General features: G+C 60.6%; 21 protein-coding genes. 10 read left to right on the plus strand and 11 right to left on the minus strand.

Annotated features, from left to right (window positions below; all coding sequences use genetic code 11):
• From PG896_RS12830 to rluA, 3 genes are all read left to right on the plus strand, one after another.
• A partial coding sequence (locus PG896_RS12830; protein WP_270835782.1) for a hypothetical protein occupies positions 1-297 on the plus strand: 297 nt, incomplete at its 5' end.
• 121 nt (positions 298-418) lie between these two features.
• Positions 419-3,286, plus strand: coding sequence for an RNA polymerase-associated protein RapA (gene rapA / locus PG896_RS12835; protein ID WP_161470501.1), 2,868 nt, complete (start codon positions 419-421; stop codon positions 3,284-3,286).
• A gap of 113 nt (positions 3,287-3,399) precedes the next feature.
• Entirely contained in the window at positions 3,400-4,056 is a 657-nt protein-coding gene (gene rluA, locus PG896_RS12840) for a bifunctional tRNA pseudouridine(32) synthase/23S rRNA pseudouridine(746) synthase RluA (protein ID WP_069784683.1), read from the plus strand.
• A gap of 64 nt (positions 4,057-4,120) precedes the next feature.
• Here rluA and PG896_RS12845 read toward each other — a convergent pair whose 3' ends face one another.
• The 5 genes from PG896_RS12845 to PG896_RS12865 all read right to left on the minus strand — a co-directional run bounded on the left by PG896_RS12845 (position 4,121) and on the right by PG896_RS12865 (position 8,888).
• Entirely contained in the window at positions 4,121-4,309 is a 189-nt protein-coding gene (locus PG896_RS12845; protein WP_270835783.1) for a hypothetical protein, read from the minus strand.
• Between the two features lie 58 nt (positions 4,310-4,367).
• Positions 4,368-6,299, minus strand: a complete 1,932-nt coding sequence (locus tag PG896_RS12850) for a putative bifunctional diguanylate cyclase/phosphodiesterase (RefSeq protein WP_029313817.1) — start codon at positions 6,297-6,299, stop codon at positions 4,368-4,370.
• Positions 6,300-6,324: 25 nt separating this feature from the next.
• Complete coding sequence (locus PG896_RS12855) at positions 6,325-6,822, minus strand: molybdopterin-binding oxidoreductase (protein WP_162726575.1); 498 nt, start codon at positions 6,820-6,822, stop codon at positions 6,325-6,327.
• Between the two features lie 94 nt (positions 6,823-6,916).
• Positions 6,917-8,551: a chaperonin GroEL gene (gene groL / locus PG896_RS12860; protein WP_042864436.1), complete on the minus strand. Its 1,635-nt coding sequence runs from the start codon at positions 8,549-8,551 to the stop codon at positions 6,917-6,919.
• Positions 8,552-8,594: 43 nt separating this feature from the next.
• Complete coding sequence (locus PG896_RS12865) at positions 8,595-8,888, minus strand: co-chaperone GroES (RefSeq protein WP_005309514.1); 294 nt, start codon at positions 8,886-8,888, stop codon at positions 8,595-8,597.
• Positions 8,889-9,130: 242 nt separating this feature from the next.
• On the opposite strand from PG896_RS12865, the gene PG896_RS12870 reads away from it, so the two are divergent.
• A complete protein-coding gene (locus tag PG896_RS12870) occupies positions 9,131-10,465 on the plus strand; it encodes an MATE family efflux transporter (protein ID WP_234823631.1) in 1,335 nt (444 codons plus the stop codon).
• Positions 10,466-10,487: 22 nt separating this feature from the next.
• Here PG896_RS12870 and PG896_RS12875 read toward each other — a convergent pair whose 3' ends face one another.
• On the minus strand, positions 10,488-10,967 hold the full coding sequence (locus tag PG896_RS12875) for an FxsA family protein (protein ID WP_045523285.1): 480 nt from the start codon (positions 10,965-10,967) through the stop codon (positions 10,488-10,490).
• A 449-nt stretch (positions 10,968-11,416) separates the two neighbouring features.
• On the opposite strand from PG896_RS12875, the gene aspA reads away from it, so the two are divergent.
• Both aspA and PG896_RS12885 read left to right on the plus strand, forming a co-directional pair.
• Positions 11,417-12,859 carry an aspartate ammonia-lyase gene (aspA, locus tag PG896_RS12880; protein ID WP_010673133.1) on the plus strand — a complete coding sequence of 481 codons (1,443 nt, stop codon included), beginning with the start codon at positions 11,417-11,419 and terminating at the stop codon, positions 12,857-12,859.
• A 130-nt stretch (positions 12,860-12,989) separates the two neighbouring features.
• Complete coding sequence (locus PG896_RS12885; protein ID WP_010673132.1) at positions 12,990-14,309, plus strand: anaerobic C4-dicarboxylate transporter; 1,320 nt, start codon at positions 12,990-12,992, stop codon at positions 14,307-14,309.
• A gap of 118 nt (positions 14,310-14,427) precedes the next feature.
• Here PG896_RS12885 and gshA read toward each other — a convergent pair whose 3' ends face one another.
• From gshA to PG896_RS12905, 4 genes are read right to left on the minus strand one after another with little or no spacing between them, the layout of a single operon-like run.
• Positions 14,428-16,026 carry a glutamate--cysteine ligase gene (gene gshA / locus PG896_RS12890; protein WP_113978522.1) on the minus strand — a complete coding sequence of 533 codons (1,599 nt, stop codon included), beginning with the start codon at positions 16,024-16,026 and terminating at the stop codon, positions 14,428-14,430.
• A 58-nt stretch (positions 16,027-16,084) separates the two neighbouring features.
• Positions 16,085-18,898, minus strand: coding sequence for a M16 family metallopeptidase (locus tag PG896_RS12895; protein ID WP_270835784.1), 2,814 nt, complete (start codon positions 18,896-18,898; stop codon positions 16,085-16,087).
• A gap of 25 nt (positions 18,899-18,923) precedes the next feature.
• Positions 18,924-19,361 carry a YqaA family protein gene (locus tag PG896_RS12900; protein ID WP_029313803.1) on the minus strand — a complete coding sequence of 146 codons (438 nt, stop codon included), beginning with the start codon at positions 19,359-19,361 and terminating at the stop codon, positions 18,924-18,926.
• A complete protein-coding gene (locus PG896_RS12905) occupies positions 19,358-20,332 on the minus strand; it encodes an NADP-dependent oxidoreductase (protein WP_223930504.1) in 975 nt (324 codons plus the stop codon). Before PG896_RS12905 ends, PG896_RS12900 begins: the two co-directional genes overlap by 4 nt.
• Positions 20,333-20,388: 56 nt before the next feature.
• Between PG896_RS12905 and PG896_RS12910 the strand changes: the two genes are divergently transcribed.
• Both PG896_RS12910 and fos read left to right on the plus strand, forming a co-directional pair.
• Positions 20,389-20,556 (plus strand): hypothetical protein, encoded by a 168-nt coding sequence (locus tag PG896_RS12910; protein ID WP_005308905.1) that lies wholly within the window; start codon positions 20,389-20,391, stop codon positions 20,554-20,556.
• A gap of 29 nt (positions 20,557-20,585) precedes the next feature.
• Positions 20,586-20,987: a fosfomycin resistance glutathione transferase gene (fos, locus tag PG896_RS12915; protein WP_042864439.1), complete on the plus strand. Its 402-nt coding sequence runs from the start codon at positions 20,586-20,588 to the stop codon at positions 20,985-20,987.
• Between the two features lie 7 nt (positions 20,988-20,994).
• On the opposite strand, the gene PG896_RS12920 is transcribed toward fos, so the two are convergent.
• Entirely contained in the window at positions 20,995-21,990 is a 996-nt protein-coding gene (locus PG896_RS12920) for a hypothetical protein (RefSeq protein ID WP_041214492.1), read from the minus strand.
• Between the two features lie 246 nt (positions 21,991-22,236).
• Here PG896_RS12920 and PG896_RS12925 point away from each other — a divergent pair, with 246 nt between their 5' ends.
• Positions 22,237-22,515: a hypothetical protein gene (locus PG896_RS12925; protein WP_052814585.1), complete on the plus strand. Its 279-nt coding sequence runs from the start codon at positions 22,237-22,239 to the stop codon at positions 22,513-22,515.
• Positions 22,516-22,540: 25 nt separating this feature from the next.
• The gene (locus PG896_RS12930; protein WP_270835785.1) at positions 22,541-22,885 is read left to right on the plus strand and encodes a hypothetical protein; all 345 of its coding nucleotides are present in this window, start codon (positions 22,541-22,543) and stop codon (positions 22,883-22,885) included.
• Positions 22,886-22,932: the final 47 nt, after the last annotated feature.

Here is a 22,932-nt window from a genome sequence, read left to right on the forward strand (position 1 = left end):
TTAAAGAGCGACGCAGCTTTTGGCTGCTGCGGGAGTGGCATTCTACTCAACCGCCTTCTCGAGTCAAGCCTTATTTTCAAAGGCTTTTCGAGGCTACCGACCGGCTTGTTTGCGTTGCCGCTTGCCGTGTCGATGGAGGCGCATTATAGGGAGCGAATTCGTTCTGGCAAGGAGATAATTGCAAAAAGATGGCTTTCATCGTTCAACCGCTTACAAAGCGACCACGACGATGAATTAATGCACGAAAAGGGTCTGCAGATTGGTATTCCGGATGCTGTATTGAGGCCGGCAGGTTGACAGATCAAGCTTGTATCAGTTTGGCTTTCCCTTGCAGCACAACCATGATGATCGGCTTTCCGCCTTCGGGTAACATAGCGCCCCTTTGCGATTCTCACACTCTTGGGCTTTGGAGAGTTTAATGCCTTTTGCACTTGGCCAGCGTTGGATTAGTGATACAGAGACGGATCTGGGTTTGGGGACTGTCGTTGCTGTTGAAGGACGCATGGTTACCCTGTTGTTTCCGGCTACCGGTGAAAACCGTATGTATGCCAAAGAAGAGGCACCGGTCACCCGGGTCAGCTTCAATGTGGGCGATCAGATAGCCAGCCACGAAGACTGGACCATGACGGTCGATGAAGTGCAGGAGAAAGATGGCCTGCTTATATATGTAGGTGTTCGCACCGACAATGGTGAGCCGATTGCCCTCAAGGAAGTGTTTCTCAACAACTTCATCAAGTTCAACAAGCCGCAGGATCGCCTGTTCGCCGGCCAGATTGACCGGATGTCCCGCTTTACCCTGCGCTACGAAGCGCTGGTCAACCAGCACCAGCGTCGCCGCAACCCGACTCGCGGCCTGGCTGGCGGGAAAGTCAGTCTGATCCCGCACCAGCTCTACATCGCCCATGAAGTGGGTCACCGCTACGCCCCGCGCGTATTGCTGGCAGACGAGGTGGGTCTGGGCAAGACCATCGAAGCAGGCATGATCATTCACCAGCAGTTGCTCTCCGGCCGCGCCCATCGGGTGCTGATCCTGCTGCCCGAAACCCTGCAGCACCAGTGGCTGGTCGAGATGCTGCGCCGTTTCAACCTGCACTTCTCCCTGTTTGACGAGGAGCGCTGCATCGAGGCGTTCGCCGATGCGGAGAACCCCTTCGAGACCGAACAGCTGGTGATCTGTAGCCTCGACTTCCTGCGCAAGAAGCGTCGTCGCTTCGAACAGGTACTGGAAGCCGAGTGGGATCTGCTGGTTGTCGATGAAGCGCACCATCTGGAGTGGAGCGAAGAGGCGCCGAGCCGTGCCTATGAAATGGTGGAAGCGCTGGCCGAACAGGTGCCGGGCGTGCTGCTGCTGACCGCAACCCCGGATCAGCTGGGCCACCAGAGCCACTTTGCCCGTCTGCGCCTGCTCGACCCCGAGCGTTTCTACGACTACGACGCCTTCCTCGCCGAGGAGCAGGCCTATGGTCAGGTTGCCAGCGCCGCGCAAGAGCTGCTGGATGGCGAGACCCTGAGCGATGAAGCCAGGCAGATCCTCGCCAGCCAGCTGGATGGGCTGGATCTCACTGATGCGGCCGCCCGTCAGCAGGCAGTTGCCAAGCTGCTGGATCAGCATGGCACCGGCCGGGTGCTGTTCCGTAACAGCCGCGCCAATATTCAGGGCTTCCCGGAGCGCCACCTCAACGTCTACCCCATGCCGCTGCCGGAGCAGTACAAGACCGCCATCAAGGTGATGGGCATGATGGGTGGCAATGGCGGCGATCTGCAGACCCGTGCCCTGCGCTACCTCTATCCCGAGAAGATCTTCCAGCAGTTCGAAGGCGACAACGCTACCTGGACCCAGTTCGACCCGCGCGTCGAATGGTTGCTGGAACTGCTGCTCTCCGCCCGTCAGCAGAAGGTGCTGGTGATCTGCTCCGAAGCAGCCACCGCCATCGCCCTGGAAGAGGCGCTGCGCACACGTGAAGGGATCCGTGGCGCCGTGTTCCACGAAGGGATGTCGATCCTCGAGCGGGACAAGGCCTCCGCCTATTTCGCTCAAGCTGAGGGGGGCGCTCAGGTGCTGCTCTGCTCCGAGATCGGCTCAGAAGGTCGCAACTTCCAGTTTGCCAGCCATCTCGTGCTGTTCGATCTGCCACTCAACCCGGATCTGCTGGAACAGCGTATCGGCCGACTGGATCGTATCGGTCAGCAGAATACCGTCGAGATCCACGTTCCCTATCTGGAAGGGACTGCCCAGTGCGCCCTGCTGCTCTGGTATCACGATGGTCTGGATGCATTCGAGCAGACCTGCCCGACGGCCCGCCCGGTGTTCGAAGCGGTACGTGAGGAGCTGTTCGAGCTGCTGGCCGCCAACACCGGCGAGCAGGGCCCCCTCGACGCCCTGCTGGTCAAGACCCGCGAACTGCACGAGCCGCTCAAGGCCCGGCTGGAACAGGGTCGCGATCGCCTGCTGGAAATCCACTCCAGCGGTGGCGAGGCCGCCCAGCAGCTGGTCGAGAAGCTCGCCGCCGAAGATGACGACACCGGCATGATCTCCTTCGCCCTCAAGATGTTCGACGAGATCGGCGTCAACCAGGATGATCGTGGTGAAAATGCGCTGGTGCTGACTCCCGGGGATCACATGCTGGTGCCGAGCTTCCCGGGCCTGCCGCAAGACGGCATGACCATCACCTTCGATCGCAACACCGCCCTGTCGCGGGATGACATGGCGCTGCTCTCCTGGGATCACCCCATGATGCGCGGCGGTATCGACCTGATCCTGGGTTCCGAGATCGGTGCCACCTCGGTGGCACTGCTCAAGAACAAGGCTCTGCCGGTCGGCTCCATCCTGCTTGAGCTGATCTTCGTTGCCGAGTCTGCGGCCCATCCCCAGCTCTACCGTTTCATGCCGCCGACGCCGATCCGTCTGCTGATGGACAAGAACGGCCAGAATCTGGGAGAGAAGGTGGCGTTTGATGCCTTCAACCGCCAGCTGACACCGGTCAACCGCCACCTTGGCAGCAAGCTGGTTACCGCATCCCAGCCGGTGATCCACGGCCTGATTGGCAAGGGCGAGGTCATTGCCAACGAACTGAAAGCCGGGATTGTAGACAAGGCCCGTGCCCAGATGGCGCAGACCCTGCAGCAGGATCTGGACAGGCTGGAGGCACTCAAGGCGGTCAACCCGAATGTGCGCGACAGCGAACTGGATTATCTGCGCAATTTGCAGGCAGAATTGCACCACCTGATCGACCAGACCCAACTCAAGCTGGATGCCATCCGCTTTATTGTGGTGACCCATAACTGATAAAACGGTGAAATGGCCAAACCCAACGCGAGTTGGCTGCCATGCACTTTTTATCGTGGTTACCCATAACTGATGGGGGCTTGCCCCCGCTTTGACCCAAGATGCGAGACGCTATGTTTGTATACTCCCCGCCCCTGGAACCCTGGCTCGATATCCTGTTCAAGGACAAGGACATCATGGTGGTCAACAAGCCCACTGGCCTGCTGAGCGTCCCCGGGCGCGGCCCCGAGAATGAAGACAGCGTGCTCCATCGGGTCAAGCAGCAGCACCCAAAGGCGGCGGCTGCCCATCGCCTCGACATGGCGACCACCGGCGTGCTGGTGATCCCGCTCAACCCCAACTCCCACCGGGAGCTGAGCCGGCAATTCCGCGAGCGGGAGACCGAGAAGCACTACCTCGCCTGGGTGTGGGGTGAACCGGCGCTGGATGCAGGTGAAGTGGATCTGCCGCTCTGCGTCGACTGGCCCAACCGGCCGAAGCAGAAGGTGGATTTTGAGGAGGGGCGTCATGCCCTCACCCTGTGGCAAAAGCTGAAGGTGGAGAACGGCAACAGCCTGATCAAGCTGACCCCGATTACCGGTCGCTCCCATCAACTGCGGGTACACATGCTGGAGCTGGGTCACCCCATCCTCGGCGACAACCTCTACGCCAACCCGGATGCGCTGGCGGCTGCACCGCACCTTTATCTTCATGCGGCCAGCCTGACCATCAGCCACCCCAGAAGCGGCGAGCGGATGACCTTCGAGGCACCGGCCCCTTTCCCGGTCTGAGCCTGGCAGATAACAGCCCAATAAAAAGAAAGCCCCCATCGAGAGATGGGGGCTTTTTTATCGCTCAGACGCGGATATCGATCTTGCTTCCGAGGGAAGCACTGGCCGATGTCGGCGCAGCCGGAGCGGATTGCGCTGCGGTTTGCAGCAATTTCAGTGCGGATTCGCCTTCCTGGGTCTGCTGCTTTTTGGCCAGGCTGGCCACCATCAGTGCAGAACCGAACGACGCATTTGCAGAACTAGAAATATCCATTGTGTACCTCCTGCCAAGAGACTATCGGCCGGGCCCGGTGAGACATGAGCCATATCGTTCAACGCAGATATGCCTTGTCCGGCGAGCGCCGGGCCAACCAGCGCTCTTCCATCTCCAGCAATGTCTGATAGGCCTTTTCAGCATGCTCCGGGCGACTGAACAGATATCCCTGCCCATACAGATGTATGTCGGTCAATGAACGCAGCACATCGAGCTGCCCCTGAGTCTCGATCCCTTCACATACCAGTTTCTTGCCAAGCATGGAGCCCATACGGCAGATGTTGGCGACCAGTTCGGCCGCCTCGATCGAGGTGTCGATACCCTGGATGAAGGACCTGTCTATCTTCACCTTGCTCACCGGCAGCTTCTGCAGATAGCTGAGGGAGGAGTAGCCGGTGCCGAAGTCGTCAAGGGCCAGATGTACCCCTTGCTGGCTGAGATCCTGCATCAACTGCAGCGAGTTCTTGACCTCGCGCATGGTGGTGTCTTCCGTCACCTCCAGCACCAGGCTGGATGCGGGAATATGGTGCTCCATCAGCGCTCTGGCCACCAGCTTCAAGAGGTTGCGCTGGTACATGCCCGGGGAGATGTTCACGCACATCTGCAAGTCCACCAAACCCAGGTGCTGCCACTGATGAAGTTGCTCACATGCGGTATTCAATACCCAGCCACCCAGTTTCTCGGCCAGCTGGAACTCTTCCGCCACCTGGATCACCTCGTTGGGGGGAATAAAGCCAAGCTCGGGATGGCGCCAGCGCAGCAGCGCCTCCACGGCTTCACAGCGGCCACTTTCCAGATTGACGATGGGCTGGTAATAGAGCTCGAGCGCATTGTGCTCCAGCGCCATCACCATGTCGGACGCAAGATGCTTGCGCCTGGCCGTCTCGTTGAGCAGGGAACTGTCATAGATGACATAGGGAACATGGGTCTTGCGGCTGTGAGAGAGGGCCTGCTCCGCCCGGCTGAGCAACTCCTGGGTCTGGTTGCTGTCGGTCGGGAAGAAGGCGATACCGATACCAACCTCAAGCCGAAAAGGGTAGTTGTCGATGATGATGTCTTGCTTGATGGAGTGGAGTACTCTGGCCACGAGCTCCCTGACCTGGCGAAGATCGCTCCCCTCCCGTTGCAGCATGGCAAGCTGATCTCCCCCCAAACGCGCCACCCACTCCCCGTTTTCGCACAGGGCGCGCAACCGCTTTGCCACCTCTTGCAACAGGAGGTCCCCTGTGTTGTAGCCAAACTTGCTGTTGATATCACGAAAGTCGTTGATGTCGACCAGCACCAGTCCGAAGGAGGTGTCACGGGTGACATAGGCATCCATCTTTTCCAGCAGCGCCAGCCGGTTGGCGAGCCCGGTGAGGGGATCGATCCTAGCGGTCCTGAAATGGCGCCTGGCTTCTCGCACCAGCAGGCCGCTGAGCAGAATGACGGACACCACCAGCCCCGACACCATGAACAGCAGGGCATTGCGCAACTGGCCAAAACGCGCGTCGTTGCCCGTATAGACGTTGATATTGTTCTGCATGACGGAAGCAAGAGAGTAAGAGAGGGGTTCCTGCAAGGGCGCCAGTGTCATCATGACTTGCTGGTAATCCGGCGTCCCCGGTTTGAGCCTGACCAAATCAGGCTCCAGCTTGCGGATACTGCTTTCGGTCAGTTTCACCAGCCGCAGCGTCTTCGGATTGTCCGCGAGGCTTTTTCTCAATTGGCCGCTCAGGAGGATGGGGGTACGACTCCAGAGAATGTCATAGCGGAGCAGCAGGGCTTCCTGGTCTATGCCGCCATAGTGGTAAATCTCGACGGCATTGAGAAAGCGGCCCAGCTCGAGCTGCAACTGCATCAATGCCCAGGAGACGTCATAGGTGTACTTCTCCATCACCCGGGTCGCATTTTGTATCTGCACCAGGCAATAGAGGGTGCTACCCGTGAACAACAGAATGGATAGATAAAGAACGCCGAGTAAGGGCCAGGCCCTGGTCTTCGCTTTCACCCAGTACTCCCGTAAACCACCGTTTTTACTGCTGAATGTCGATCGCACTCAGTTGCCAGATCATCATGTCGGTGAACTCGGAACGCCTGAGTTCGGGATGCTGATCCAGTGGCAGGATAAACCAGAGCGGCCCCTTGTCACGTACCCGCATGGTCATCCCGTCATCCTGCCAGGCCAGGATAGGATCGTATTGCTTGACCTTATCCCAGTTGATCCGGATCTGGAAACTGTTCAGGGCGGTGAGCGTGATGCTCTTGCCGTTGGCCTTTACCTCAGTCAGCACGTCCGCCAGTTTCGGCCCCACGTATTTGTGCGGTTTGTCCACCCAGGGATTGCTCGTCACCACCTCATGCTGCGGCAGCGCCTGGATCATGGCCATATCGAACAGCACCTCTCCATCTGCCGGATCGGCAGGGTCCAGATTCCCCGTCACCCTGAGAATGACCGGCCCCTGCGGTGTCGCCAGCGCCATGCCCGGCAAGGCCAGGAAAAGGAGTAACGGGAGAAGCCCTAAGTATCGCATGTTCACCTCAGATCATTTCACTATCAACAACTTCAGCTTAGTAGCACTAAAAAAAACGGCCCGCAAAAGCGAGCCGTTTGATGACTTGACGGGATTACATCATACCCATACCGCCCATGCCACCCATATCAGGCATGGCAGGTGCATCTTTCTTCGGCAGCTCGGAGATCATGCACTCTGTGGTGATCATCAGGCCGGCGACGGACGAGGCGAACTGCAGGGCAGAACGGGTTACCTTGGTCGGATCCAGGATACCCATGGCCAGCATGTCGCCGTACTGTTCGGTGTAGGCGTTGTAACCGTAGTTGCCTTCACCGTTCTTCACGGCATTGGCGATGACGGAGGCTTCTTCGCCGGCGTTGATGACGATTTGACGCAGCGGGGCTTCCATGGCGCGCAGGGCAACCTTGATGCCGACGTTCTGGTCTTCGTTGTCACCACGCAGCGAGGCCAGCTTGGCAGCAACGCGCACCAGCGCTACACCACCACCGGCAACCACGCCTTCTTCCACGGCTGCGCGAGTGGCGTGCAGGGCATCGTCAACACGGGCTTTCTTCTCTTTCATTTCAACTTCAGTGGCAGCACCCACCTTGATCACGGCAACACCGCCGGCCAGCTTGGCCACGCGCTCTTGCAGCTTCTCACGGTCGTAATCGGAAGAGGTCTCTTCGATCTGCTGACGGATCTGGGCCACGCGGCTTTCGATCAGGGCAGCATCACCCACGCCATCGATGATGGTGGTGTTCTCTTTGGTGATGACGATGCGCTTGGCACGGCCCAGATCTTCCAGGGTCGCTTTTTCCAGCTCCATGCCCACTTCTTCGGAGATCACGGTACCACCGGTCAGGATGGCGATATCCTGCAGCATGGCCTTGCGGCGATCACCGAAGCCCGGCGCCTTGACGGCGGCCACTTTCACGATGCCACGCATGGTGTTGACCACCAGGGTCGCCAGTGCTTCGCCTTCCACGTCTTCGGCCACGATGATCAGCGGTTTGCCCGCCTTGGCCACACCTTCCAGCACCGGCAGCATTTCGCGGATGTTGGAGACTTTCTTGTCCACCAGCAGGATGAAGGGGTCATCCAGTTCGACGGAGCCGGTTTCCGGCTTGTTCACGAAGTAAGGGGAGAGGTAGCCGCGGTCGAACTGCATGCCTTCTACCACCGCCAGCTCGTCTTCCAAGCCCTGACCATCTTCCACGGTGATGACGCCGTCACGACCGACCTTGTCCATGGCTTCGGCAATCAGCTTGCCGACCTTCTCGTCGGAGTTGGCGGAGATGGTGCCTACCTGGGCGATGGCATTGTTGTCGGCACAAGGGGTGGACAGAGCTTGCAGCTCGGCAACGGCAGCCACAACGGCCTTGTCGATACCACGCTTCAGATCCATGGGATTCATGCCGGCGGCAACGGCCTTCAGGCCTTCGTTGACGATGGCTTGAGCCAGTACGGTGGCAGTGGTGGTACCGTCACCGGCGGCGTCATTGGCCTTGGAAGCGACTTCCTTGACCATCTGGGCACCCATGTTCTGGAACTTGTCTTCCAGTTCGATTTCACGAGCAACGGAGACGCCATCCTTGGTGATGGTCGGGGCGCCGAAGGACTTGTCCAGCACCACGTTGCGGCCTTTCGGGCCCAGGGTCACCTTGACGGCATCGGCCAGGATGTTGACGCCTTCCAGCATTTTGATGCGAGCTTCGTTGCCAAACTTAACTTCTTTAGCTGCCATGTTCTTCAATCCTTAAATCAATTCGGGAAAAGAGGGAGGGTGATTACTCTTCGACAATCGCCAGGATGTCGGTCTCGGACAGGATCAGTACGTCCTGGCCATCCAGCTTTTCGGTCTTCACGCCGTAGCCTTCGTTGAAGATCACCTTGTCACCCACCTTGACGGCCAGTGCTTTGACATCCCCATTGTCCAGAATTCGACCAGTCCCCACGGCAAGAACTTCACCACGGGTGGACTTCTGGGCCGCAGTGCCAGTCAAGACGATGCCGCCAGCGGATTTGGCTTCAGCTTCGATGCGCTTGATGATGACGCGGTCGTGCAGTGGACGAATTTTCATCGATAACTCTCCCAAAATGAGTCTCTGTGTTGCTTGAGGAATGGCCGCAATCGGCCAAATTTGTCATGCCCCTGATCTGGGGCAACAGGGCTAGCCCTTCAAGGGCAAATACAAAAAAAATATTTTCACGTACTATGAACACCTTCGATGGATCACCCATCCCCAATCAGGAAGGCGGATGGAGACGGCCAGCATTCAGGCCCAAAGCACCTAGAGACTCTGCCTTGAGCCGACCCAACCCCATGCTGACCGCCCCCATGACGCCCATGCTGCTGCGCATGACGGGCCCCATGATCCTGGGCATCATCGCCATCCTGGCCTTCAACCTGGTCGATACCTTCTTCATCGGCATGCTGGGTACCCAGGCGCTGGCCGCCATCAGCTTCACCTTCCCGGTCACCTTCGTGGTCACCTCCCTGACCATGGGGCTGGGCGCGGGCCTGTGCGCCCTGCTCGGTCATGCCCTGGGGCAGGGTCGCCACGACGAGGCAGCCCGCATCACCACAGACTGCCTGTTCCTCGCCGTCATCCTGGTGAGTCTGCTCGCCGGGCTGGGGGCAATGACCATTACTCCTCTGTTCACCCTGCTGGGGGCCAGCCCCGAGCTCATCTCCCTCATCCACGATTACATGCTCATCTGGTATCTGACCGTCCCCATGCTGGTCGTGCCCATGGTCGGCAATGCGGCTATCCGGACGACGGGGGATACCAAGACCCCCAGTCTGGTGATGGGGGTCGCCGGTCTGGTCAACGGCGTGCTGGATCCTCTGCTCATCTTCGGGCCGGGCCCCTTCCCCGAGTGGGGCATTCGGGGAGCCGCCATCGCCACTTCCCTCTCCTGGCTGATGGCCATGCTGGTCAGCCTCTATATATTGCGCCACCGCGAGGGCCTGCTGCGCTGGCGCCTCTCCCCGCGCCCGCAGTTGCTGGCCCACTGGCGCGCCCTGCTCCATGTGGCGGTGCCCGCATCGTTTACCAACATGCTCAACCCACTGGCCAACGCCGTGTTGATGATCATTTTCGCCGGGCTGGGAACCGAGGTGGTCGCCGCCTACGGCGCGGCATCCCGGGTCGAGGCCTTGCTGCTCATCGTGATGATGGCGCTCTCCTCCGTGCTGGCCCCCTTCATCTCGCAGAACTGCGGCGCCGGGAATCCGGCCCGAGCCAAGGCCGCCCTGCTGCTCTGCATGCGCTTCGCCCTGATATTCCAGCTTGGGGTCTACGCGCTGACCTGGCTTCTCGCCCCCTTCATCGCCGAGCTGTTCAGCGATCATCCGCAAGTGGTGATACTCATCGTGCTCTATCTGCATCTGGTCCCCATTGGCTACGGCTTTCAGGGCATGGTGATGCTGTTGGCATCGGCGCTCAACGGCGTCAGGGCATCGGCGGTGTCACTGCTGATAAACGGTATCAGACTGTTTGTCTTCTTGCTGCCAGGGGCCTGGCTGGGGGCAAAACTGGGGGGAGAACAGGGGATCTATCTGGGGATGCTGCTGGCGAACCTGGCCGCCGGATTGCTGGCATGGGGGTATGCCCGCCACAGATTCGAGCGGCTGTGCCATGAGGGGAGATCCTGACGGCACAGCCCGAGGCTCGCGATTACTCTTTGCGTTCGAACTCCCCTTCGATGGTGTTGCCACCCGCTCGCGGGGATTGTCCGGGCCTGTCATCGCCGGGACCCGGCTCGAACGGCTGCTGGCGAGCCTGGAAGCCCCCCATCTGCATCCTGAACTGATTGCTGCCAATCAGCTTGTCGGCCAGCATGTTGCGCAGCCAGGGCTGCAGCAGCAGGATGCCGACAATATCGCTCACAAATCCCGGGATAATCAGCAGCAAGCCCGCCAGCGCCAGCATCATGCCACCCATCACCTCGCGGCCAGGCATCTCCCCCAACTGCATCTTCTGCTGGGCAGTGAGCAGGGTCTTGATCCCCTCGCTGCGCACCAGCGACGATCCCAGCACGGCGGTCAGTACCAGCAAGCCAACGGTTGGCAAGGCCCCGATCACGGAGCCCACCTTGATCATGACGGTGAGCTCCAGCAATACCAGCCCGACCAACAACAGTAACAACTTGCCCATAGCAACCTCGGAGCGATGAATGAATGGACCCGGGGTGTCCGGTCGGCAGCCGCACATCGCTGATGCTGACGCGCCGGGTTCAGGTCTTCTGACATTAAAATGGGGCTGGTTGATCATTTTTCAAGCCTCTCCTGCCGCAGGCCCCGGAATACGGATAAATATTTGTCCGCCCAACTGGGATTGAGGTGGTTGTTCTGTCAAAGTTAATCGCCCGATTGCAATATCTGTTTAATGACCACAAGAAATTTGAGGTTGCCTCAAATTTAGTGATCCAGGTCTAATACCGGATACCTCAATTGGGGTAACATCAACACCAGTCATTGCACAGGGAGCAACTGGCTCCCAACTGCCCCACCCGATGTGTGGTGCTTCAGGATGAAATGTGCGTAGGGAAATCGCGACCACTCGGTGAGGATCGTTTCCATTTATTTGATTTCTGAGGCATAACAATGAGCGACATCAAGAACGTCCGCATTGAAGAAGACCTGCTGGGCACCAAAGAAGTTTCCAACGACCTCTACTACGGCGTGCACACCCTGCGCGCTGTTGAGAACTTCAAGATCAGCACTCAGAAGATTTCTGACGTTCCCGAGTTTGTTCGTGGCATGGTCCTGACCAAGAAGGCGGCTGCACTGGCCAACGGTGAGCTGGGCACCATCCGTCCCGAGATCGCAGACAAGATTGTCGAAGCCTGCGACCTGATGCTGAACACCGGCAAGTGCTTCGATCAGTTCCCGGTCGATGTCTATCAGGGCGGCGCCGGTACCTCCGTCAACATGAACACCAACGAAGTGCTGGCCAATATCGCCCTCGAGCTGATGGGACTTGAAAAGGGTCGCTACGACGTCATCAACCCCAACGATCACGTCAACAAGTGCCAGTCCACCAACGATGCCTACCCCACCGGTTTCCGCGTGGCCGTGGTCAACAGCACCGACACCACCCTGCACGCTCTGGAAGCCCTCATCGCCGCCTTCGATGTCAAAGCCAAGGAATTCAAACATATCCTGAAAATGGGCCGTACCCAGTTGCAGGACGCCGTGCCCATGACCCTGGGTCAGGAGTTCCACGCCTTCGCCGTCACCCTGCGTGAAGAGATCAAATCCATCAAGCGTTGCCAGGAGCTGCTGCTGGAAGTGAACCTGGGCGCCACCGCCATCGGTACCGGTCTGAACACTCCGCCCGAGTACTCCGGTCTTGCCATCAAGCGTCTGGCCGAGATCACCGGTCGTGCCTACGTGCCGGCAGAGGACCTCATCGAAGCGACCTCCGACTGCGGCGCCTATGTGATGCTGCACGGTGCGGTCAAGCGCCTGGCCATGAAGCTCTCCAAGATCTGTAATGACCTGCGTCTGCTCTCCTCCGGCCCGCGCACCGCGCTCAAAGAGATCAACCTGCCGGAAATGCAGGCTGGCTCCTCCATCATGCCGGCCAAGGTCAACCCGGTCATTCCGGAAGTGGTCAACCAGTCCTGCTTCAAGGTATTCGGCAACGACGTCACCATCACCTTCGCCGCCGAGGCCGGTCAGCTGCAGCTGAACGTCATGGAGCCGGTGATTGGTCAGGCCATGTTCGAATCCCTGAGCCTGATGGAAAAAGCCTGCATCTCCCTGCGCGAGAAGTGCGTGGAAGGCATCACCGCCAACCCGGACATCTGCATGAACCACGTGCTGAACTCCATCGGCATCGTGACCTACCTGAACCCCTTCATCGGTCACCATGAAGGCGATATCGTCGGCAAGATCTGTGCCCAGACCGGCAAGAACGTCCGCGAAGTCGTGCTGGAACGCGGCCTGCTGACCGCCGAACAGCTGGACGAGATCCTCTCCATCGAGAACCTGATGAACCCGCAATACAAAGCCAAGCGTTACACCCGCGAAGCCACCGTATAAGCGAGCAGATGGGCCGGGGTTATCCCGGCCCATTTAAAGTCAATTCCCGAGCGGTCTCTCCACAGCCCCATCGGGAATTGGCTTTTCAGCCTAATAAAACCTAAAAAAACTGGAAAATGGAGTGTTCGCTATGATTGGAATCGAGTTACTTGTCGTGCTCGCCGCTATCTATCTGGGGGCCCGGATAGGCAGTATCGGTATCGGCTTTGCCGGTGGTCTTGGGGTACTGGTACTGACCTGGGGGCTGGGCATGCCCATCCCGAGCGATCAGCTGGTGACCTATCTCCCGTGGGACGTGATCATGATCATCGCGTCCGTCATCTGCGCCATTGCCTGTATGCAGCTGGCTGGCGGGATGGATTATCTGGTGCACCTGGCCGAAAAAGCCCTGCGCAAGAATCCCAAGCACATCACCTTCGCCGCGCCGGTCGTCACCTACCTGATGACCATGCTGGCCGGTACCGGTCACACCGCCTTCTCCACCCTGCCGGTGATCGCCGAAGTGGCCAAGGAGCAGGGCATTCGCCCCTCCCGTCCGCTCTCCATCGCGGTCGTTGCCTCCCAGATTGCCATCACCGCCTCCCCCATCTCGGCGGCCGTGGTCGCCTTCTCCGGCATGCTGGAGCCGCTTGGCGTCGACTACCTGACCCTGCTGGCCATCTGCATCCCGTCCAGCTTCATCGCCTGTCTGCTGGGGGCCTTCATCGCCAACCTGCTGGGCAAGCCGCTGGATCAGGACGAAGTCTATCTGGAGCGCAAAGCCAAGGGACTCATCAAGCTGCGCGGTACCAGCCAGGTTGAGATCAAGCCTTATGCCAAGCTCTCCGTCGGCATCTTCGTCGCCTCCATCGTGGCCGTGATGGCCTATGCCACCGCCATCTCCGGCAACGTCGGCCTCATCAGCAATCCGCCGATCCCCCGCGATGGCGCCATCATGGGCATCATGCTCTCCGCCGCTACCCTGATGGTCCTGTTCTGCAAACTGGACGCGGCCCAGATCACCAACATGCCGACCTTCAAGTCCGGTATGTCCGCCTGTATCTGCGTGCTGGGCGTGGCCTGGCTGGGCAACGTCTTCGTGAAGGGCAACATGGTCGAGATCCAGGCGTTCGCCGGCGATCTGCTGAGCCAATACAGCTGGCTGCTGGCCGTGGTGCTGTTCTTCTCCTCCATGCTGCTCTACTCGCAAGGTGCCACCACCAAGGCCCTGATGCCTGCCGCCCTGGCACTGGGTGTCAGCCCGCTGGCGGCCATCGCCTCCTTCGCCGCCGTGAGCGCCCTGTTCGTACTGCCGACCTACCCGACCCTGCTGGCCGCGGTCGAGATGGACGACACCGGCTCCACCCGCATCGGCAAGGCCGTGTTCAACCACCCCTTCTTCATCCCGGGTGTGGCCACCATCGCCATGGCAGTGGCGCTCGGCTTCTTCTTCGGTGGTCTCATCCTCTGACCGGTGAACCACCCCATGTAAAACGGCCCGAACGGGCCGTTTTTTTATGCCAGGCCACCGCCGGGCTCCCATGAAAAAGCCGCTCCTGGGAGCGGCTTTCGTCATCCTGGCGGCATCCTCAGGCCGTGGTCTGGCGGGTACCGAAATAGTCAGCCAGGAAGTCGTCGAACGACAGGCTGTCACTGCGTTCCCGCTCCCGCTGCTTGGCCAGGGAGTCCCGTGCCTCGCCGGCAAAATAGGCCTCGTCCCAGTACTGCAGCTCACCGGCCAGCATCTCTTCCCGGTAGCGGCTCGCCAGCGCATCGCCGAAGCAGCCGTTGTCCTGGCCGCTTGAAAGCAACTGCTTGAGCAGGCGGGCGGAGTAGGTCTGCTCGGGGTCGAGCAGCTTCTCACGGTGCATCGCCAGCGTCTCGCGATAGCGGTTGCGACCACAGCAGCGGTCCAGCAGCGCAGCGACCTCGGCCAACTCGTCGAACAGCTTGAGGCCGTACTCCTTGAGGCCGATGGCATTGCCCTGCTCATCTTCAAGCGTCAGGCCGGGGCGACGCCCCTCCAGCACCACCTTGTTCTGGTTACGGCGGTTGCGGGCAACCTCGTCATCCGAGAGCACGGGGGACGGGCGCAACAGGCACCAGACCAGGAAGAGATCGAAGAAGCGGATCTGATCCACCTCGATACCGAACGGGGTAAAGGGATTGACGTCCACCGTGCGCAGCTCGATGTATTCGATGCCGCGCTGCTCCAGCGCATCCGAGGGCTTCTCGCCGCTGCGGGGGGTGCGCTTGGGGCGGATCGGCGCGTAGAGCTCGTTCTCCAGCTGCAGCACGTTGTCGTTGAGCTGGCGGTACTCGCCGTTCACCTTGACCCCTATCCTGGCGAAGTCGGGGTCATGGGTATTGATGGCCCGGCGCAGACTGCTCACATAGGCCGGCAGGCTGTCATGACTGATCTTGAGCCCCGCCTGGGCGCTGTTGGTGTAACCGAGATCGGACAGGCGCAGAGCCGTGGCATAGGGCAGGTAAAGGGTGCCCTTGCCGGTTTTCTGGAACGGCAGGCTGCTCTTGCGCCCCTTGAGGAAGGAGTCGCAGATGGCAGGAGACGCGCCGAACAGATAGGGCACCAGCCAGCCGAAGCGGTAGACGTTGCGAATAAGCCCCATGTACTTGTCGGAGATGAAGCGCTGGCTGCAGCAGCCCTCTCCCACCAGATCCTGCCACTCGCACCAGAAGCTGTCCGGCATGGAGAAGTTGAAGTGCACCCCGGCGATCACCTGCATCAGGCTGCCGTAGCGGTTCTTCAGCCCCTGGCGATAGAGGGTCTTCATCCGTCCGATGTTGGAACTGCCGTACTGGGCCAGGCGGATGCTCTCCTCGTCACCGACGAAGCAGGGCATGGAGAGGGGCCAGATCCGCTCCTCTCCCAGATGATGAATGGTGTGGCGGTGAATGTCGCCGAGCTGCTCGATCAGGCTCTCGATGGAGTCGGTGGCCGGCGTGATGAACTCCAGCAGGCTCTCGGAGTAATCGGTGGTGATGTTGGCATGGGTCAGGGCCGACCCCAGGCTTCTGGGGTGATCGGTCTGGGCCAGGGTCCCTTCGGGGGTGATGCGCAGACATTCGCGCTCGATCCCGCGCCGGATCCCCTTGAGGGCGGTCACCCGTTCCGGGGTGCCCAGCGCAGCCAGCAACTCGGTGAGCGACAAGCTAGTAGTAGTCATATTCACGGCTCATGTGTGGCCGCCCCACCCGGGGCGGCACTTATTGTTGCGACGCCCCTCAGGGCAGTTGCAGTGGATAGATGGGAAGATGAAGCTCGCTCAGGGGTTTTTCAAGCTTTTGCTTGTCTCCCACCACCACAATCACCATCTCGGCCGGATCCAGCCAGCGGGCTGCACTGGCCTTCAGCGTCTCGGGTGACACCGTTTTGATCAGGTTGTTCTGGGCCTGCACATAGTCCGGCTTCAGGTCGTACATGATCATCTGCAGCAGGAAGCCAGCCTTCTGCCCCAGGGTCTCGTAGGAGAGCGCATCCTGCTGGGAGACGGCGCTGCGCATGTAGGCCAGCTCCACCGGGGTCGGCCCGCTCTTGCGGTAGCCGTCCATCTCCTTGAGGAACTGGCGGATGGCATCCACGGTCGCATCGGTGCGCACATTGGCGCCGGTCGCGAAGATACCCGCCTCGCGGTTGGCCTGGAAGCCCGAGCTGGCACCATAGGTGTAGCCCTTGTCTTCCCGCAGGTTGAGGTTGATGCGGCTGTTGAAGTTGCCACCCAGGTTGAAGTTCATCAGGTTGGCGATGAAATAGTCTCCCGTGGTGTCAAACGGCATGGCGCGGCGGCCGATGCGGATCACCGACTGGGGGGCTCCCGGCTTGTCCACCAGATAGATGCCTGGCTTGGCCTGCTCTCCCCCGGGCTTGAGATCCCCCAGGGTCGGGGCGGCCCCCTGCCACTGGGTCAGGAAGGCGAGACCGGATTCCACCTGCTGGGCAGTCACATCACCTGTCACCACCACCTTGGCATTGGTCGGATTGTAATAGGCCTCATAGAAGCGCTTCACATCCGCCAGGGTCAGCTTCTCCACGTCCGCCAGCACCCCGTCAGAGGGTTGGCCGAGGCGGTTCTGCTTGCCATAGACCAGTTCGCGGAACGCCTGACCCGCCAGCCACTCGGGTTGCTGCTCGCTCTGTTTCATGCCTTGCAGCATCTGGGTCTTGAGCCGCTCGAAGTCCGCTTCCCGCAGGCCGGGTTGCAGCAGCACTTCCCGTACCAGCGCCAGGGTTTCGGGCAGCTTGTCCGCCAGACTGCTGATGGTGATGAGGTTGTTGTACTGGGCGCTGGAGACGCTGATGCTGGCGCCGAGTTTTTGCAGCTCGTCGCTCAGCTCGGCCTCGGAGAGGCGCGTCGTCCCCTGCTCCAGCATGGCGGCGGTGAGGCTGGCCAGCCCCAGCTCTCCCTTGCCTTCGGCCCGGATGCCACCCGGCAGGGCGATCATGATGGAGACGGCCGGGATCTCGTCGCTGTGGGTGCCGATGATCTCGATCCCCTTGTCGAGCTTGCCACGCCAGATGGCGGGCACCTTGACGCTCACCGCATCGGCCGCCTTGGGCTGCACGCTGCGATCGAAGTCATCTTTCACCGGCCGCTCGGCCAGCACCTTGTCATGCTTGCTGTAATCCGGCAGCTCCCGCTTGGCGGGAGTGAAATTGGGCTTGGCGGCCTGCCAGTCGCTCTTGCCCTTGGGCACCACGCTCAGCACCACGGCAGGCTTGTTCTGGATGAACTTGTCGTAGGCAGCCTTGACGTCAGACCCCTTGACCCGGGCGATGGCATCCAGATTCTTGAACACATAGTCGGGATCCCGGGCCAGCACCTGCCCCATGGCAAGCTGGCTGACCTTGCCCTCGATGCTGTCGAGTCCCCAGATGGCGGACGCGCGATAGCTGCTGATGGCCTTCTCCAGATCCGCGGGCTTGATGCCGCGCTGGGCGAACTCGCCGATCACCTTGTCCACCTCGCCCTTGAGGGTCTTGAGGCTGCCATCCGCCGCCGGATTGGGGTAGGCATAGACCGTCAGGGTACAGGCCAGCTCTTCGCAGGAGTGGGAGGCACCCACCTCGATGGCCTTGCCGGTTTTCACCAGGGACTGGTAGAGCATGGAGCTGGCAGAGCCCCCCAGCACATCGGCAAAGATGTCCAGCGCCGGCTCCTGCGGGTCACCCAGGGAGACGGTCGGGTAGCTGATATACAGGAGCGGCAGATGCACCTTGTCTTCCAGCGTCACGTAGCGGGTTGCCGGCAGGGTGGCAGGCTGAGGCGTCGGTTCGGCCACGTCCGGACCGCGCGGGATGGAACCGAAGTACTGCTCAATCCAGGCCAGCGCCTGCTTGGTATCAAAATCGCCGCCCAGGGTCAGGGTCGCGTTGTTGGGACCATACCAGCGCAGGAAGAACTGCTTGAGGTCGTTGACGTCGACCCGGTCGAGATCCTCCACATAACCGATGGGTTGCCAGGAGTAGGGGTGGGTACGCGGATAGAGTGCCTCCCCCACCCGCTCGCCCACCAGGCCATAAGGCTGGTTGTCGATGCGCTGGGCCCGTTCGTTCTTGACGGTGGCGCGCTGGATCTCGAACTTCTTCTGGCTCACCGCATCGAGCAGGAAGCCCATGCGGTCCGCCTCCAGCCAGAGCACCTTCTCCAGCTGGTTGGCAGGCACGGTTTCGTAGTAGTTGGTGCGGTCCTTGTTGGTGGTGCCGTTCATGTCACCGCCCGCCTCGTTGATGATCCGCATGTGTTCCTGATCACCAACGTGCTTGGAGCCCTGGAACATCATGTGCTCGAAGAAGTGGGCAAAGCCCGACTTGCCCACGGTTTCCCGGGAGGAGCCGACGTGATAGGTGACGTCCAGATGCACCAGGGGATCGGAGTGGTCGGGGGCCAGGATCACGGTCAAACCGTTGTCCAGCTTGTACATCTGATAGGGAATGCCGAGCTTGCCCTCTTGTTTGACCTGCTCGGACACCAGGGTCGGGGCCGCCAGCACGGGAAGGGAGAAGCCCAGCAGCATGCTTAATGGAATGAGTTTGTTCACGGGTACCTCGTGAGTGACAAAAGGGCTAGAAGATCTGACTGGCCAGCAGAAACACCAGGGCATAACGAAGCAATTTGCCGAGCCCGATCAAGATGAGGGAGCGCCAGAAGGAGAGGCGCAGCCAACCAGCCAACAGACAGAGACCATCGCCGACCACAGGCGTCCAGGCAAGCAGCAGACACCAGTGGCCATGACGTTTGAGCCAACCAAGGGCTTTTTGTTCCCCACGGCCTTGAAAATCTTCCGGTTTTTTCTTGTGGGTGGCGAGCCAGCCGAGCCACCAGGTGGTCATGGAACCCAGGGTATTGCCCAGCGTCGCCCAGAAAAGCAGGCTGGTCATGCTCCACTCCCCCTTGACCGCCATGGCGCCCAGCAGCACTTCCGAGCTGCCGGGCAACAGGGTGGCGGAGGTGAAGGCGCTCAGAAACAGCCCTCCCAGCCCCATCCCGGTGAAGTCTATCATCCGGGCTGGCCGTCTGCGGCGGACATGCGCAGCAACAGCTTGCCGCGCACATGGCCCTGCTCGATGGTCTGATGGGCCAGCGCCCCTTCTGCCAGCGTGTATTCACCGGAGACGGTGATCTTCACCTCCCCCTGGCGAAGCAGCGTCAGCATCTGGGTCAGCTGCGTTCGATCGGGATGGACCAGCATGCCGACAACCTCGACACCGAGCTCGGCCCCCGCGTCCTTGATCTGCTGGGCCGTGATGGTGGGGACCGTCACCAGACGGCCGCCCGGCTTGACGCAGGCGAGCGCCGCCTTGCCGCTCTCGCCCCCCACCAGATCCAGCACCAGATCGAACGGACCATCGGTGATCGCTTCGGTGCACCACCCGGCCTGGTGGTAATCCACCATCCGGCTCGCCCCGAGACTATGAAGGAAGCTGTGATTGTCGCCGCTTGCCGTGGCAACCACGTGGGCACCATAGGCGGCGGCAAACTGCACCGCCAGATGGCCGACGCCACCGGCACCGGCCAGGATCAGTACCCGTTGCCCCGACTGCAAGCCACCGTGCTCCAGCAGCCCCTGCCAGGCAGTGAGACCCGCCAGCGGCAGAGCCGCTCCCTGCCTGAGGCTCACCCCATCGAGCTTGACCAGCTCCTCCTCGCGGGCCACCACGGATTCGGCATATGCACCGGCGGCGAGGGGGAAACCCACCATGCCGCACACCAGTTCCCCCTCGGCCAGAGAGGTCACGCCGGGCCCCACCTTTTCCACCACACCGGCCACGTCATAGCCCGGCGTCCAGGGCAGGTTGTCCTTGTTCTGGGCGGCCGCCCAGCCGAGACCGGCCCGTGTCTTGGCATCGATGGGGTTGACCCCCGCAAAGCAGATGCGCACCCGGACTTCTCCCTCCGCGGGCACCTTGTCCAGGGAAGGGTTGAGCCTGAGTACCGAGGGGTCGCCGAATGCGGTAATCTGTAGCTGCGTCATTGCACAATCCATCCTGTTGATTGATCAAGGGTCAACAGAATAACAGCGAGGACACCATGGCTCGAATGTTTCTTATTCCTCTGTTGCTGGCCCTGGGGTGGTGGGCGTTTCTGCTCTACTTCCGCATTCCGCTCAAACAGGGGGCCAAGGGCTTTTACTGGATCATCGGCATCGGCGGCGGGCTGGCCGCCTTCCTCAGCCTGATGATGGTGCTCACTCACTAGGGTTCGGGGACAAGGGGGAAGAAGAGAAGATGCTGCATGGACTGAACCATCTCACACTGGCAACCGGCGATCTCGACAGCAGCGTTGCCTTTTATGTCGACTTGCTGGGATGTCGCCCCAGGGTGAGATGGGCACGGGGAGCCTATCTCACCCTCGGCGATCTCTGGCTCTGTCTCTCCTGCGATCCTCCCCAACCGGCCAGAGATTACAGCCATGTCGCGTTTGGCATCTCGCCTGAACAGTTTCCAGCCTTCTGCGCCCGTCTGCGCGCGGCGGGCGTCGTGGAGTGGAAGGAGAACAGCAGCGAAGGGGATTCACTCTATCTGCTGGATCCCGACGGGCACCGGCTGGAAATCCATGCAGGCAACCTGGATAGCCGGCTCGCCTCCCTCAGACAGCAACCCTATGAGGGTCTTATCTGGTTCGACTGAGCCGGATTCATCCCTGCTCGGCACGAAGATGGTAGTGACGATTGCTGCCCTGCCCCAGCACGCCCTGCGCCAGCAGATGCTGGAACACCCGGTCCACCTCCTCCAGAGACAGTGACAATGCCTCCGCCACCTTGCGTTTGCTGCATTTGAGCTCGCCGCTCTCCAGCGCACCGCGCACCTGGGCGACCACGGCTGGCTCGGGCACGGGTCTGCTGATGGCTGGCGGCTCCGGGGTCGGCACTGCGACCCGGGCCTCGGCTTGCGCCTTCTCCCGTTGCCACATCCATTGACGGCGGAAGCGGTTCTCCTCACCGATCAGGCTGACGAAAAAGGCACCAAACGCATCGAGCAGGATAGACAGGAAGCAGACCAGCAGGAACTGCACCTGGCCGATGCTCATGCCCACCCCGTCCGCCAGACTGCTCATCAGCCCCAGCATGGAGGACTGCTCCCCCAGCGGCTTGGCGTCCCGCTCCTGGCGCAGCTCGTCCTGACGCAGCCTGAGCTTGGTGTTGGCCTGCTGCAGACCGCTGACGCCGCTCGAGATACGCGCCATCTCGATGTATTTGCGGGCCGCCTCTTCGTTGAGCTGGATCTGCCGCTCTATGCTGGCTATCTGCTCGTCGAAACGGGCTATCTCCCGCTCGTGACGCGCCTGCTGGCTCAGGATGGTGTTGGTGGCGCTGTTGATGCCGCCGATACTGCCCCCGATGGAGATGGCGGCCAGCACGCTGTAGAACAGCAGCGACCAGAAGGCGCCGCCCAGATCCCGCCTCGCCTTGCACTCGCCGTACTCGTACCAGACGTAGAACTTGCCCAGCTCGAAGATGATGGCCAGCCCGCCGAACAGCCACTTCATCAGGGGGTTTTCGTCGATGGAGAGAAACAGCAGCAGGGAGAAGACGATGGAAGCCAGAATGGCCAGCCCGGTAAAACTGTAGACAGTCGTGAGGGCGAACCATCCCTTGGGGTAACGCAATGCGGCGCAAGCCTGAGTAGTCATGATGAAACGGGAAACATCTGCAGGAAAAGTTGGCTGCCGATTATAGTCACCACTCCCCCGGAGAGAAGGGCAAATCCCCGAATTCCCGCCCATGGACGATCAGCTGCCCAGAGTGCGACCAAAACGTGCAAATCGGCAGCAGAAAAACACTACAATCGACCCCGTACCTGAAGGACATCTGCGGTTATGCTCGGGTTAAGCCCGCCGCATTACACTCATTTCCACCGAACACGACTCGAGGACATCATGAACAGAACGACGGCTTTGTTGCTCTCTCTTTTTCTGATCACCGGTAGCGCCCTGGCACAGGACGATGGGAGCCAGACCTTCTCCGTGGATGCGCTGACCTTCAATCTGGACTGGAATGACACGCAGTTTGACTGGTCCCAGAGCAACTGCTTCGATCTCGGGAGCGGTGACGCGGCCGCCGCCGACTGCAAGAGGACCAACCTCAATCTGGAGGACGAGACGCAGCGCAACCAGCCCCCCAGCACCAACCAGATCAGCACGCAACCGGATCAATGATCCCCCTGACAGGAGCCTTGATGCGATGACCCACATGACCATGACTTCCCGCGGCGCACTGCTGCTCTCCCTGCTTCTGGTTCAGGGAATGGCCTTTGCTGCCCCCCCTTCCAAACACGATGACGACATCCGGATCTCCACCGACCAGGGCCGGGTAAGCCTGGATTGGGACGACAAGGAGTACGAGTGGTGGCAGCACAACTGCCTGGATGTCAGCACCCGGACCAGCCGTATCCAGCTCAACTGCGACAACGTGGATGGCAAATACCGCGACCATTACAACCGCAGCATTCACAGTGGCAACAACCCGGGTCAGGGCCATGACAAGCCCGGAAACAAGCACGGCGGCAACGGCCACCAGAAACACTGACCAGCATGCCCATGGACATGGTTGAGGGGCCTGTGGCCCCTGGAATC

This window comes from Aeromonas sp. QDB30 (assembly GCF_027707645.1).
GTDB lineage: Bacteria > Pseudomonadota > Gammaproteobacteria > Enterobacterales > Aeromonadaceae > Aeromonas > Aeromonas caviae.

Excerpts from the sequence above, each read along its gene's own strand:
- rapA (WP_161470501.1), top strand. The coding sequence starts at position 419 with ATGCCTTTTGCACTTGGCCAGCGTTGGATTAGTGATACAGAGACGGAT.
- rluA (WP_069784683.1), top strand. The coding sequence starts at position 3,400 with ATGTTTGTATACTCCCCGCCCCTGGAACCCTGGCTCGATATCCTGTTC.
- PG896_RS12845 (WP_270835783.1), bottom strand. The coding sequence starts at position 4,309 with ATGGATATTTCTAGTTCTGCAAATGCGTCGTTCGGTTCTGCACTGATG.
- PG896_RS12855 (WP_162726575.1), bottom strand. The coding sequence starts at position 6,822 with ATGCGATACTTAGGGCTTCTCCCGTTACTCCTTTTCCTGGCCTTGCCG.
- groL (WP_042864436.1), bottom strand. The coding sequence starts at position 8,551 with ATGGCAGCTAAAGAAGTTAAGTTTGGCAACGAAGCTCGCATCAAAATG.
- PG896_RS12865 (WP_005309514.1), bottom strand. The coding sequence starts at position 8,888 with ATGAAAATTCGTCCACTGCACGACCGCGTCATCATCAAGCGCATCGAA.
- PG896_RS12870 (WP_234823631.1), top strand. The coding sequence starts at position 9,131 with ATGCTGACCGCCCCCATGACGCCCATGCTGCTGCGCATGACGGGCCCC.
- PG896_RS12875 (WP_045523285.1), bottom strand. The coding sequence starts at position 10,967 with ATGGGCAAGTTGTTACTGTTGTTGGTCGGGCTGGTATTGCTGGAGCTC.
- aspA (WP_010673133.1), top strand. The coding sequence starts at position 11,417 with ATGAGCGACATCAAGAACGTCCGCATTGAAGAAGACCTGCTGGGCACC.
- PG896_RS12885 (WP_010673132.1), top strand. The coding sequence starts at position 12,990 with ATGATTGGAATCGAGTTACTTGTCGTGCTCGCCGCTATCTATCTGGGG.
- gshA (WP_113978522.1), bottom strand. The coding sequence starts at position 16,026 with ATGACTACTACTAGCTTGTCGCTCACCGAGTTGCTGGCTGCGCTGGGC.
- PG896_RS12900 (WP_029313803.1), bottom strand. The coding sequence starts at position 19,361 with ATGATAGACTTCACCGGGATGGGGCTGGGAGGGCTGTTTCTGAGCGCC.
- PG896_RS12905 (WP_223930504.1), bottom strand. The coding sequence starts at position 20,332 with ATGACGCAGCTACAGATTACCGCATTCGGCGACCCCTCGGTACTCAGG.
- PG896_RS12910 (WP_005308905.1), top strand. The coding sequence starts at position 20,389 with ATGGCTCGAATGTTTCTTATTCCTCTGTTGCTGGCCCTGGGGTGGTGG.
- fos (WP_042864439.1), top strand. The coding sequence starts at position 20,586 with ATGCTGCATGGACTGAACCATCTCACACTGGCAACCGGCGATCTCGAC.
- PG896_RS12920 (WP_041214492.1), bottom strand. The coding sequence starts at position 21,990 with ATGACTACTCAGGCTTGCGCCGCATTGCGTTACCCCAAGGGATGGTTC.
- PG896_RS12925 (WP_052814585.1), top strand. The coding sequence starts at position 22,237 with ATGAACAGAACGACGGCTTTGTTGCTCTCTCTTTTTCTGATCACCGGT.
- PG896_RS12930 (WP_270835785.1), top strand. The coding sequence starts at position 22,541 with ATGACCCACATGACCATGACTTCCCGCGGCGCACTGCTGCTCTCCCTG.